Raw genomic sequence first — 12,841 nt, 5'->3', positions numbered from 1 at the left:
GGAAAACCCGTGACAACCGGGGTGGTCAGGTGTAGCGTCCGCTCATGGGGAAACTCGGGACGCTCATCGCTGCATTTGCCCTCGTGGCAGCCGGTCTTTCGGCACCTTCTGCTGCCGCACCGGGGAGCCCACCTGAAGCGCAGGCCGAGCAACTCGCTGCGGCTGGTCAGGCAGCGTCGACAGGGCGCATCGGGGGAGCCGACCGCTACGCGGTGGCGGTCAACATCTCTAAGTACAGATATGCCGATCCGGCCACCGCGAAGGTCGTCTACCTCACCCGCAGCGACACCTTCGCCGACGCGCTCACGGCTGGCACGCTCGAGGACGGGCCGGTCCTGCTGGTGCGTCCTGAGTGCGGCACCCTGCCGGCCGTCACGGCGACCGAAGTGGCCAGGATCAACCCGTCTCGGGTGATTGCCCTCGGTGGCACCACATCTGTCTGCGACAAAGTGCTGGCCCAGGCAGCGGGTGGCCGCGCCACGGGACGGCTGGGCGGGGTGGACAGGTTCGAGTCCTCGGCCAACATCGCGCGCGGCGCTTTCTCCGGCGGCTCCGCCACCGTTTATCTGACCAAGGGTGAGGTCACCCCGGACGCCGTCGTCGGCGGGTCGCTGCGTGATGGCCCGATCTTGCTGGTCTCCCGCGACGGACGCAGCGTGCCGGCTGCGACCGCCGCGGTCCTGGCCGAGCTCAACCCCACCAACGTGGTCGCCCTCGGCGGACCGGCCTCGGTCTCGGAGGCGGCGCTGACCGCGGCCGGCGCGGGACGGACCGTCTCGCGGGTCGGCGGAGCCAACCGTTACGAGGTGGCTGCCAACATCGCCAAGCGCGCCTACCCTTCGCGCACCAGCCGTGCCTACATCGCCCGGGGTGACGGCAACAACTTCGTCGATGCCGTGGTCTCCGGCATGCTCAAGGACGGGCCGGTCCTGCTGACCCCCGGCACCTGCGAGCCCGTCAACAGCCACACCAAGGCTTTCCTGCGGGCGCGGCACCCGTCCGCAGTCGTGGCGCTGGGCGGCACCTCCACGCTGTGCTCGTCCACCCTCGTCGGTGCCTCGATGGCGGCCAGGGCCAAGCCGGACTGCGCGGTGCTCAAGTGCGTTGCGATCACCTATGACGACGGGCCGGGCGCCGGCACGCCCACGCTGCTCAACACCTTGGCCAGCAAGCGGGTCCCGGCCACCTTCTTCGTGGTCGGCCAGATGGTCGATGGCAACCCTGCCCCGACCCGGCGGGCCTATGTCGAGGGGCACACGATCGGCAACCACACCTGGGACCACAAACAGCTGACGACGCTGACCAAGGCCCAGCAGCAGTGGGAGGTGGACGTGACTGACAACGAGCTGGGTCAACACGGCGTCAAGGCCACCACTCTGCTGCGCCCGCCCTACGGTTCCTACAACACCAACACCCGCAACCTCGGCTTCCCGCTCATCCTGTGGGATGTGGACCCCCGCGACTGGGACGGCCCACCGAGCTCGGCCACCACGCGTCAGAACGTCGTGAGCGCGGCCCGCAACGGCTCGATCATCCTGATGCACGACGTCCACTGGAACACCGTCAACGCGGCCCCCGGCATCATCGACGACCTGCACTCCCTGGGCTTCACCCTCGTCTCCCTGGACGAGCTTGTGCCCGGGATGAAGCCAGGCAACGTCGTCTATCGTCGCGGCTCGGTCACCGTGCAGGGCGTCCCGGCCGACTCGAGCGAGCTCGGCCCGGTCCTTGACGAGTCGGGAGTCCCCGGTCTCGCGCCGGACCGCTCGCCCCAGGAGATCCTGCAGGGAGCCGGCAACGGCGGCTGAGTTAGGTTTACCCGCATGCGCGGCATCCTCCTGGCTGGCGGCACCGGCTCCCGGCTGCACCCGATCACCCTCGGGATCAGCAAGCAGCTCGTGCCCGTCTACGACAAGCCGATGATCTACTACCCGCTGTCCACCCTCATGCTGGCCGGCATCCAGGACGTCCTGGTCATCACCACGCCGCACGATGCGGCACAGTTCCAGCGGCTGCTGGGCGACGGCTCGCAATTCGGCATCAATATCACCTACGTCCAGCAGCCCTCACCGGACGGCCTGGCCCAGGCGTTCATCCTCGGGGCCGACCACGTCGGCGAGGACACCTCGGCCCTCGTCCTGGGCGACAACATCTTTTACGGCCCTGGGCTGGGCACCCAGCTGCGTCGCCATACCGACCTGACTGGGGCGGCCGTCTTCGGCTATCGCGTAGCCAATCCCAGCGACTACGGGGTCGTCGAGTTCGACGCCTCTGGGCGGGCCATCTCGCTGGAGGAGAAGCCGGCCGCTCCTCGGAGCGCGTATGCGGTTCCCGGCCTCTACTTCTATGACCGGCGAGTCATCCAGTGGGCTCGGGAACTCACCCCCTCTCCTCGCGGTGAGCTCGAGATCACCGACCTCAACCGCCGCTACCTGGAGGCCGGCGAGCTGGAGGTCGAGGTCCTGCAGCGCGGCACCGCGTGGCTGGACACCGGCACTTTCGACTCGCTCAACGACGCCTCCAACTTTGTCCGCACCCTCGAGGCGCGCCAGGACCAGAAGATCGGCTGCCCCGAAGAGGTGGCTTGGCGGATGGGCTTTATCGACGACGCCGGCCTCGTCGAGCGGGCCGAACCCTTGGTCAAATCTGGCTACGGCGCCTATCTGCTCAGCCTGCTCGACGGCTAGCTCGGACAGGATGAGGTATGCAGCTTTCCCGGGTGATCGAGACCTCAGCCGCCGTGGCCGGGACCAGGTCGCGCACGGCCAAGACCGCGTTGCTCGCGCAGACCCTGCGGGAGGCCGCGGACAGGAGTGAGCTCGGGCCGGAGACGGTGGACGGGGGAGATGGCCGGGCACGGCTGGTGGCCGTGGTGGCCGACTACCTCGCGGGCACGCTCCCGCAGCGCACCGTCGGCGTGAGCTGGCGGGGGTTGCGCTCCCTTCCTGACCCGGCGCCCGCCCCCGTGCTGAGCGTCCTGGAGGTCGACGACGCCCTCAGCCACCTGCGCAGCCTCTCCGGCCAAGGCTCGGCCACGGCTCGTGGGGCCGAGGTGCAGGAGCTGTTTTCGCGCGCGACCGGCGACGAGCAACGCTGGCTAGTCGGTCTGATCACCGGTGAACTGCGTCAGGGGGCCGGCGACGGTGTGCTGCTCCCCGCGATCGCGCAGGCTGCCGAGGTGCCGGAGCCGTTGGTCCGGCGGGCGGTGATGCTGACGGGTTTCCCGGGGCCGGTCGCGGCCGCCGCCCTCCTGGCCGGCGCCGATGCGCTGGAAGCGCTGAGGCTGGAGGTCGGACGGCCACTGCGGCCGATGCTGGCCGGGTCGGCGCCGGAGGTGGCAATAGCTGTCGACGGCAGTCGTGAGGTCGCGGTCGAGTCCAAGCTCGACGGCATCCGCATCCAGGTCCACTTGGATCGCAGGGCCGAGGTCCCGGTCCGGCTCTACACGCGCAGCCTGGAGGAGATCACCGACCGCCTGCCCGAGGTGGTCACGGCCATCTGCGCCCTTCCCGCCCAGCAGGCGGTCCTGGACGGTGAAGTCATCGCGTTGGGTGCCGAGGGTCGCCCTGAGCCCTTCCAGGTGACCGGCGCCCGGACCGCCTCCAGCGCCGACCCGGGCGCGATGGCGCAGACGACCCCCGTCACGACCTACCTCTTTGACCTCCTGCACCTCGACGGCCAGGACCTGGTCGACCACCCCGCCGCGACGCGCTGGGCAGCGCTGCGCAAGCTGGCACCCGAACTCCTCGTCGACCGGCTGGTCACTGCCGACCCAGCCGCGGCGCAGGCGTTCTTTGAGGAGGTGCTCGCGCGTGGTCACGAGGGCGTCGTCGTCAAGGAGTGTGGCGCGCCCTACGCCGCCGGCCGACGCGGCGCCGGGTGGGTCAAGGTCAAACCGCGCCGCACGGCCGACCTGGTCGTGACCGCCGTCGAGTGGGGTAGTGGTCGGCGCAAGGGATGGCTGTCCAACATCCACCTGGCGGCGCGAGACCCGCAGACCGGTGCGTTGGTGATGGTCGGCAAGACGTTCAAGGGCATGACCGACGCGATGCTGACGTGGCAGACCGCACGCTTCCTGCAGCTGGAGACCAGTCGGGATGACGGGGTCGTCCACGTCAGTCCGCAGCAGGTGGTCGAGATCGCCTACGACGGCGTGCAGACCTCGCGCCGCTACCCCGGTGGCCTCGCGCTGCGCTTCGCCCGGGTGCTGCGTTACCGCGACGACAAGACCCCCGGCGAGGCCGACACCCTCGCCGACCTGCGCTCCACCTGACCAAGCCACCGGACGGTCGTTGGGGCCTCCAGGGGAGCGGCTAGCCCGGGCGGTCAGGTCTTACCCCTTGCGGGAGTGCGCGACCCTGCGCTACGGTCACACCACGATGTAAGCGCTTACATCACCTTGATCACACATCGCCGTGAAAGGTCATCGCATGGACCCCGTGCCCAGCCGAGGGCGCCCCACCGTTTACACGGTGGGGCAGCGCGCTGGCGTCTCGGTGGCGACCGTGTCCCGGGTGATCAGCCACCCGGAGCGGGTCAGGGAAGAGACGCGACGACGGGTCCACGAGGCGATCGCCGAGCTTGACTACGTGCCGCACAGCGCGGCGGCCTCGCTGGCCAGGAGGCGCTTCAACGCGCACGGCCTGGTGCTGCCCGAGCTCTCCGGCACCTACTACTCCGACCTCCTGATGGGCTATGAGTCGGTCGCTTCCGCCGCCGGCCAGAGCGTGCTCCTTCTCATCGTCGACGACCGGCCCGACATCGAGGTCAGCCTCCTGCGCCTGGCGGCGCGCGTCGACGGCATCGTGCTGATGGGCGGCGTCGAGGTGTCAGCCTCCGCCGTCAGGGCGGTCACCCACAAGATCCCGGTCATCGGGATCTCCGGCGCCGTTCATGACATTGAGAACTTCGTCACCCAGAGCAGCGGCAGCGTGACCGCGCTGACCCGCCACCTCGTCCACGACCACGGCCGTCGCCGGCTCGTCTTCGTCGGCGACCCCAGCCTCGCCTCCGACGTGCAGGACCGCTACGACGCGTTCTGCTCCGTCGCCGCCGACCTCGGCGAGCCCGCGCAACCCGTCCGGGTCCGCTACGAAGAAAGCGACGGACGTGCGGTCGCGGCCGCCTACCTGCGTGGCGAGATCGACGCCGACGCCCTCGTCTGCGCCAATGACGAGCTCGCCCTCGGCATCCTCGACCACCTCAGCCGCGCCGGCGTCGACCTGCCCGGCGCGCTCGCCGTCACCGGCTTCGACGACGTGCCCTCGGCCCGCCTAGTCCGCCCGGCCCTGACCACTGTCGCCCAGCCGGTCCGCCAGCTGGCCGCCCAGACCGCCATCCGCATGTGCGAGCTCACCGAGGATGCCGCGCGCGGCACCCACCAGCCCCCCGCCGACCCGGCGGATCAGCATCAGCTGCCCACCACCGTGGTGCTCCGCCAGTCGTGCGGCTGCACCACCGACCCCACACCCACACCCGACCCTGCACCAAGCGCTGAACCCCACCCAGAGGAGTTGTGAGATGAGACGCACCACGATGATGATCGCGTTTACCGCGAGTGCCGCCCTGGCGCTCTCCGGCTGCGGCCGTGACAGCGGCGACACCGGCAGCAGCGGCGACGCCCCCGCACAAACCGGAGCCGCGATCTCGACCGCGGACGCCTCCGGAGACCTCGACGTCTGGGCCATGGGCGCCGAGGGCGAGAAGCTCCCGGAGCTGGTCAAGGAGTTCACGGCCGCCTACCCCGACATCTTGGTCAACGTCACCGCCGTCCCCTGGGACTCGGCGCACGACAAGTTCGTCAACTCCATCACCGCCGGCACCACGCCGGACGTGGCGATGGTCGGCACCACCTGGATGGGCGAGTTCGCCGGGATGGACGCGCTCGACCCGACGCCCGGCTCGATCGACACCTCGAGCTTCTTCCCCGGCGCCCAGGGCACGACCGTCGTCGACGGCACGTCATACGGCGTCCCCTGGTATGTCGAGACCCGGATGGTCTACTACCGCACCGACGTCGCGACCAAGGCTGGCATGGACAAGGTGCCCGCCGACCAGGCTGGCTTCAAGGACATGGCCGCGGCGATGAAGGAGAAGGGCGGCGCCGACTGGGGCATCAGCCTGCAGCCCGGTGGCCAGGGCTCCTGGCAGACGGTGCTCCCGTTCGCGTGGTCGGCTGGCGCCTCCGTCGCCTCGGACAGCGCCTACACCTTCGACACCCCGGAGATGGTCAAGGCCGTCGACTACTACGGCAGCTTCTTTGCCGACAAGCTCGCCAACCCGAGCCCGCCCGAGGGCCAGACCGAGGCCGACTTCGTCAGCGGCGCGGTCCCGATGTTTATCTCCGGCCCGTGGATGATGGCCATCGTCGAGGACTTTGCCAAGGGTGACGGCGACGCCGACTTCGCCGGCAAATATGACGTGGCCCCGATCCCGGCTGCAGAAGGCGGCGAGTCCAGCTCCTTCATCGGCGGCTCCAACCTGGCCGTCTTCAAGTCCACCGAAAGCCGCGATGCGGCCTGGACGCTCGTGGAGTGGCTCTCCCAGCCCGAGACCCAGGTCAAGTGGTACGGCATGACCACCGACCTGCCCTCGGTCCAGAGCGCCTGGGAGGACCAGTCGCTGACCAAGGACGAGAAGCTGACCAAGTTTGGTGAGGCCCTCAAGACCGCCCAGGCTCCGCCGAGCTTCCCGAGCTGGGAAGAGGTCGCCACCTCCTTCGACGGCGAGATCGAGAAGGTCGCCAAGTCTGGTCTGTCCGCGGAGGAAGCCCTCAAGGCCGCCCAGGCCAAGGCTGACTCGATCGGCACCGGGCAGTAGTCATGTCGGCCCCGACCGCGACACCGCCGTCGCAGGCCACGGGTGCCGCTGCGCCACCGCTGAAGACCCGCTCCTCCGGCGCGCCAGGTGCCGCGCGGGAGGAGCGGGCCGGGTGGCTGCTCACCCTGCCCTTCCTGCTGCTCTTCCTCATCTTCACCGCCTGGCCGGTGCTCCAGTCGATCTTCATGTCCTTCACCGACATCCGCAACAAGGACCTGCGGACCCCGTTCTCGGTCAACTTCGTCGCGTTCGACCAATACACCAAGGCCTTCCAGGACCCGATCTTCCTGAAGGCCGCCTTCAACACCGGCTACTTCGTGGTGATTGGGGTGCCGTTGACGATGACGCTTGCGCTGGCGGCCGCGGTGGCGCTCAACACGGGGATCAGCAGGTTTCGCTCCTTCTTCCGGCTCGGCTTCTACACCCCGGTGATCACCTCGATCGTCGCGGTCGCGGTGGTATGGAGATTCCTCCTGCACCCCGACAGCGGGCTGGTCAACACGGTGCTGGCGTGGGTCGGTGTCGACGGGCCCAACTGGCTCGGCTCGACCACCTGGGCGATGCCCTCGCTCATCGCGATGGCGACCTGGCGCAACTTCGGCACCGCGATGATCATCTTCCTCGCCGGCCTGCAGGGCGTGCCCAAGGTGCTGCACGAGGCGGCCGCGATCGACGGCGCCAGCGCCTGGCAGCGGTTCCGGCACGTGACTATCCCGATCCTGCGGCCGACGATCCTCTTCGTCTCGGTCACCACCGCGATCGGCTATCTGCAGTTCTTTGAGGAACCGTTCGTGATGACCAGCGGCGGGCCTCTTGACAGCACGATCTCGGCGTCGATGTACACCTACAAGCAGTTCAGCTTCGGAAACTACGGGTATGCCGCCGCGATCAGCTATCTGATCTTCATCGTCATCGTGATCGTCACGGTGATCCAGTTTCGCTTCCTGGCTGAGAGGGAAGACTGATGACCTCAGAATCCAGCTTCCGCAGCCGGTGGTGGCTCTACCTACTGCTCACCTTTGCCCTGCTGCTCGTGATCACGCCGTTCGTCTGGATGGTGCTGGGCAGCGTCAAGACCACCGCCGAGCTGCGTCAGGTGCCGCCGACCTGGCTGCCGGAGTCACCGACCCTGGACAACTTCAAGGCGTTGTTCACCCGCCTCAACTTCGGCCGCTACTTCTTCAACTCCACGCTGGTCGCGGTGGTCGTGACGGTCGCCAACCTGCTGTTCTGCTCGATGGTCGGCTATGCCCTGGCGATGCTCAACTTCCGAGGCAAGAAGACCATCTTCGCGCTCATCATGGGCACCCTGATGATCCCTGGCGTGGTCACCTTCGTGCCGCTGTTTGTCCTGGTCGCCAACATGGGCCTGGTCAACACGCTGCCCGGACTGTTCCTGCCCTTCCTGGTCGGACCGTTCGGCGTGTTCTTGATGCGGCAGTTCATCATGGGCCTGCCCAAGGATCTGATCGAGGCAGCCCGCATCGACGGTGCCGGCGAGATCACGATCTTCATGCGCGTCGTGCTGCCACTGCTGACGCCGGCGCTGGCGACCCTGGGCATCCTCACCTTCCTGGGCAGCTGGAACAACTTCCTGTGGCCGCTGGTCGTGGCCCAGGGCGAGGAGAGCTACACCCTCCCCGTCGCGCTCGCGCTGGTCTCCACCGGGCAGAACCAGACCGACTACGGCCTGCTCCTGGCAGGCGCGACCGTCGTGGTCATGCCGGTGCTCCTGGTCTTCCTGTTCTTCCAACGGCACTTCATCCAGGGCATCGCCAGCACGGGCCTCAAATAGGCCTGTTCGGCGCAGCCCATCCACCGCACCAGCGACCGCACGCAACCCAAGGAGACTGGACATGATCGATCTACCCGACGCAGCGCACCCCGTGACCCGACGCACCGCCCTGGCCGGCGGGCTCGCGGCCGCCGCGCTCGCGGCATACCCGATGAGTGCCGAAGCCACCGCGCTCCCGACCGGTGTGGCACCGCATACGTCAGGGCGGCCGCCCAAGGGGGTGGACCACGCCACCCTGATGACCTGGGCGCGGGACACCTGGACCTCACTGGTCGCGATGACCGATCCCCGCACCGGGCTGGTCTCGGACAACATCACCGGCGACCTTGCGGCCCCGGGCGTCTACACCTCACCGACCAACATCGGCGGCTACCTCTGGAGCGCCGTCGTCGCGCGCGACCTGCGGATCATCACGCCGGCCGAGGCGAGCCGACGGATCGGGCAGACCCTGGAGACGTTGCAGGGTATGCAGCATCACACCGCGTCGGGTATGTATTACAACTGGTACGACCCGCGAGACGCGTCGGTGATCTACGACTGGCCCGACAACGGCGACCCCGTCGTGCCCTTTGTGTCCTCCGTCGACGCGGCCTGGCTGGGCGCGGCGCTGCTGGTGGTGCGCAACAGTGACCGAAGGAACGCCAAGGTGGCCGGGGCGATGTTTAAACGGATGCGCTTCGACGTCTTCGCCGACCCGACTTTCTCCAAGCCCTACCTCAACTACGGCGGCTTCTACCTGGAGGAGCCGACCCGGCTCAACGCGCCGCCACCGACGATCGCCCGCGATCTGATCGGCGCCGGTGAGCCGGTCTGGTACACCGCCGACCACCACTACGACACGGCCGTGTCCGAGACCCGCATCACCACCTACCTGGCGATCGCCAAGCAGCAGGTGCCCGCGAGCACCTACTACCAGACCTGGAGGACCTTCCCGCCGGAGTGGGACTGGCAGGAGCTCATCCCGGAGGGCAAGACCCGCACCTACCTGGGCGTGGACGTCTACGAAGGCGCCTATCACTACTACGACCGGTGGACCGTGCCCGGCTGGGGCGGCTCGATGTTTGAGGAGTTGATGCCGGACGTCTTCGTGCCCGAAGCCGATTGGGCTCCGCGGTCCTGGGGCCGCAACCACCCCAACCATGTCGCGGTCCAGCGCCAGCACGGCCTGGACGAATACGGCTACTGGGGCTTCTCGCCCGCCAGCCACCCGCTCGGCGGCTACAGCGAGTGGGGCGTGGACGCGCTCGGTCTCAAGCCGGACGGCTACTTCTCCGACATCGAGCACACTGACCACGACCGCAACGACACCGGCAAGGCCTTTGGCAACGGCGTCGTCACGCCGCACGCGTCCTTCCTGGCGATGATGCACGCGCCGCGCGAGGCCTTCGACAACCTGGTCAACATCAGGTCCGACTTCGATGCCTACGGCCCGGGCGGCTTCTACGACGCGATCGCCACCCAGACCGGCGACGTGGCCCGCCGCCATCTGTCGTTGGATCAGGCGATGATCATGGGCGCCTTGGGCAATGTCATGACGCGCGACAACCTGCGGCGCTATTTCAGCGCTGGTGAGGTCAAGCGCTATGTCCGGCCGGTGATCGCGCCGGAGATCTTCGGGCCCGGAGACTGACCGGGGATGCCGGCCACCTTCACCACCGGGCCTGACGGCCTGCCTTATCGAGACCTCAACCGCAACGGCGTGCTCGACCCCTTCGAGGACCCGCGGCGCAGCGTCACCGAACGCGTCGAGGACCTGCTCGGACGGCTCAGCCTCCCCGAGAAGGTCGGCCTGATGTTTCACACGGTCATCGAGGCCGGTGCGGACGGCTCGGTGGTGGAGGGCGCGGGCGCGATCAGCAAGTCCGGGACCTCGCACGTGGTGGGCACCAAGCTGCTCAACCACTTCAACGTGCACGTCCTGGGCGACCCGCGCCTGGCCGCCCGCTGGCACAACGCGGTCCAGGCGATCGCGGAGGCGACGCCGCACGGCATACCTGTCACGATCTCCACCGACCCCCGGCATGCCTTCGCCGAGAATGCCGGTGCGAGCTTTGCGGCCGGCCACTTCTCCCAGTGGCCCGAGATGCTTGGCCTGGCGGCGCTGCGTGACGCGGAGGCGGTGCGCGGCTTCGCCGAGATCGTGCGGCAGGAGTATGTCGCGGTCGGCATCCGGGCGGCGCTGCATCCCACGCTGGACCTGGCGACCGAGCCGCGGTGGGCGCGGCAGGCCCAGACCTTCGGACAGGACCCGGAACTGGTCACCGAGCTGGGTGTCGCCTACCTGGAAGGGCTGCAGGGCAGCACGCTCGGGCCCGGCAGCGTGGCGTGCTGCGCCAAGCATTTCCCCGGTGGCGGCTCGCAGCGAGGCGGTGAGGACTCACACTTCCCTTACGGCAAGGAGCAGGTCTATCCCAGCGGCAACCAGGACGCGCACCTGCAGCCGTTCCCGGCGGCGATCGCGGCCGGGGTGAGCGCGGTGATGCCCTACTACTCCAGGCCGGTCGGGCTGCGGCTGGGCGGGATGGACATCGAGCCGGTCGGCTTCGCCTACAGCACGACGGTGATCACCAGGCTGCTGCGTGACCAGCTGGGGTTTGAGGGCGTCGTGCTCTCGGACTGGGAGCTGATCAACGACAACTTCGTCGACGGCCAGGTGCTGCCGGCGCGCGCCTGGGGGGTGGAGCACCTGGATCCGCCGGCGCGGATGGAGCTGCTGCTGGAGGCCGGGTGCGACCAGTTTGGCGGCGAGGAATGCATCGAGGTGCTGACCGCGCTGGTCGAGCAGGGCCGGGTCAGTGAGACGAGGATCGATGAGTCGGCGCGGCGGCTGCTGGCCGTGAAGTTTCGGCTCGGGCTCTTTGACGATCCGTATGTCGATGAGGAGGGCGCCGGCGAGGTGGTCGGCCGTGAGGACTTCCGGGCGGCCGGGCTGCGGGCGCAGGCTGCGTCGGTCACCGTGCTCAAGGACGAGGGGCCGGAGGGCTCGCCGCTGCTGCCGCTGCGCGGATCACGACGGGTGTATGTCGAGGGCGTGGCGCCAGAGGTTGCGGCGCGGCTGGGGCAGGTGGTCGACCGTCCGGAGGATGCCGACCTGGCGCTGGTGCGTCTCGCTGCCCCCTTCGAGCCGCGCGGGGAGCTCTTCCTCGAGGCGTGGTTTCACCAGGGCTCGCTCGACTTCGAGCCGGGCCTGGCGATCCGGCTGGCCCGGATCGCGCAGTCGTGCCCGCTGCTGGTCGATGTCTTCCTGGATCGCCCTGCCGTGCTGACCCCGCTGGTGGGGGTCGCTTCGACGCTAGTCGCGAACTATGGCACCAGTGATGACGCGCTGATCGACGCGCTCACCGGGCGGGTGAGCCCGCGTGGACGGTTGCCCTTCGACCTGCCGCGCAGCATGCAGGATGTGCGCGATCACCCCGAGGATCAGCCCGGCTTTGACGACCCGCTGTTTCGGTGCGGCCATCGTGCCGCGACGAGCGCGTGAGGCCGCCTCGACCGGGCGGTCGCTTTGGCCACACCGCGCGTGGGTTGTGGCGCTCATATGGCGCCGGGACGGGCGGCGGGCCGCGCGCCTGAGATCACCACATGTGTTACGTTTTGTCGTATGAGCACGCTGACAATTCGCACTGACGCTGAGGTGGAGCGCGCCCTCGAAACGTTGACCCGTGAGGGCATGTCGAGGTCGGAGGCGGCCAGGGCGGCAATCCTCGAGGCTGAACGGGCGCATCGCCGGCGGCGACTGCGCGCCGAGGCCGAGTCGCTGCGCGACGATCCAGAGGATGTCGCCGCCTCGCGCGAGCTCGCGCTGGAGATGGACGCCATCCGTGCGCGGTGATCTCTACCGGCTTCGAGGAGCCAAGGACGCCCGTGGGCACGAGCAGGCCGGGAAGCGGTTTGCGGTGGTGGTGCAGTCCGATGACCTCCCGCTGTCGACCTGGCTTGTCGCGCTGACCTCCACCGGAAGGCGCGGGGCATCCTTCCGACCAGAGATCGAGATCGACGGGGCCAAGACGCGGGTCATGGTCGAGCAGTTGACCGTGGTCGATCCGGAGATCCGGTTGGGAGAGTTCGCGGGGCGGTTGGCCGCGTCAGAACTGCGTGCTGTGGACGCAGCACTGCTGACGGTGCTGGACCTGGACTGACCTCTCTTGCCAGGGTCACGGTCGCCCGTTCGGTCCGGCAAGAACGACCGCCCGGTGTGGCCGCGCGGGCCGTTCGGTGTGGCAGGGG

The 12,841-nt window shown here is 68.8% G+C and carries 11 protein-coding genes; all 11 read left to right on the top strand.

Features of this window, described 5'->3' with window-relative positions; translation table 11 throughout:
* The first annotated feature begins 44 nt into the window (after window positions 1-44).
* A complete protein-coding gene (locus tag Q4P07_RS08345) occupies window positions 45-1,808 on the top strand; it encodes a cell wall-binding repeat-containing protein (RefSeq protein WP_303374449.1) in 1,764 nt (587 codons plus the stop codon).
* 15 nt (window positions 1,809-1,823) lie between these two features.
* Window positions 1,824-2,687, top strand: a complete 864-nt coding sequence (rfbA, locus tag Q4P07_RS08340) for a glucose-1-phosphate thymidylyltransferase RfbA (protein ID WP_303374448.1) — start codon at window positions 1,824-1,826, stop codon at window positions 2,685-2,687.
* A 17-nt stretch (window positions 2,688-2,704) separates the two neighbouring features.
* Entirely contained in the window at window positions 2,705-4,273 is a 1,569-nt protein-coding gene (locus Q4P07_RS08335) for an ATP-dependent DNA ligase (RefSeq protein WP_303374447.1), read from the top strand.
* 157 nt (window positions 4,274-4,430) lie between these two features.
* Window positions 4,431-5,519, top strand: coding sequence for a LacI family DNA-binding transcriptional regulator (locus tag Q4P07_RS08330; RefSeq protein ID WP_303374446.1), 1,089 nt, complete (start codon window positions 4,431-4,433; stop codon window positions 5,517-5,519).
* 1 nt (window position 5,520) lies between these two features.
* Window positions 5,521-6,819: a sugar ABC transporter substrate-binding protein gene (locus tag Q4P07_RS08325; RefSeq protein WP_303374445.1), complete on the top strand. Its 1,299-nt coding sequence runs from the start codon at window positions 5,521-5,523 to the stop codon at window positions 6,817-6,819.
* A gap of 2 nt (window positions 6,820-6,821) precedes the next feature.
* Window positions 6,822-7,784, top strand: a complete 963-nt coding sequence (locus tag Q4P07_RS08320; protein ID WP_303374444.1) for a carbohydrate ABC transporter permease — start codon at window positions 6,822-6,824, stop codon at window positions 7,782-7,784.
* The gene (locus Q4P07_RS08315) at window positions 7,784-8,614 is read left to right on the top strand and encodes a carbohydrate ABC transporter permease (protein WP_303374443.1); all 831 of its coding nucleotides are present in this window, start codon (window positions 7,784-7,786) and stop codon (window positions 8,612-8,614) included. The genes Q4P07_RS08320 and Q4P07_RS08315 overlap by 1 nt, the downstream gene beginning before the upstream one ends.
* 61 nt (window positions 8,615-8,675) lie before the next feature.
* Entirely contained in the window at window positions 8,676-10,244 is a 1,569-nt protein-coding gene (locus Q4P07_RS08310) for a glucoamylase family protein (RefSeq protein WP_303374442.1), read from the top strand.
* Between the two features lie 6 nt (window positions 10,245-10,250).
* A complete protein-coding gene (locus Q4P07_RS08305; protein ID WP_303374441.1) occupies window positions 10,251-12,095 on the top strand; it encodes a glycoside hydrolase family 3 protein in 1,845 nt (614 codons plus the stop codon).
* A gap of 120 nt (window positions 12,096-12,215) precedes the next feature.
* Window positions 12,216-12,446, top strand: a complete 231-nt coding sequence (locus Q4P07_RS08300; protein ID WP_303374440.1) for a hypothetical protein — start codon at window positions 12,216-12,218, stop codon at window positions 12,444-12,446.
* Window positions 12,436-12,753, top strand: a complete 318-nt coding sequence (locus Q4P07_RS08295) for a type II toxin-antitoxin system PemK/MazF family toxin (RefSeq protein WP_303374439.1) — start codon at window positions 12,436-12,438, stop codon at window positions 12,751-12,753. Before Q4P07_RS08300 ends, Q4P07_RS08295 begins: the two co-directional genes overlap by 11 nt.
* Window positions 12,754-12,841 lie beyond the last annotated feature (88 nt).

Source organism: Ornithinimicrobium sp. (assembly GCF_030537745.1).
GTDB lineage: Bacteria > Actinomycetota > Actinomycetes > Actinomycetales > Dermatophilaceae > Ornithinicoccus.
Note: the sequence above shows the minus strand (reverse complement) of the source record. Positions and strands in the feature narration are given on the sequence as shown.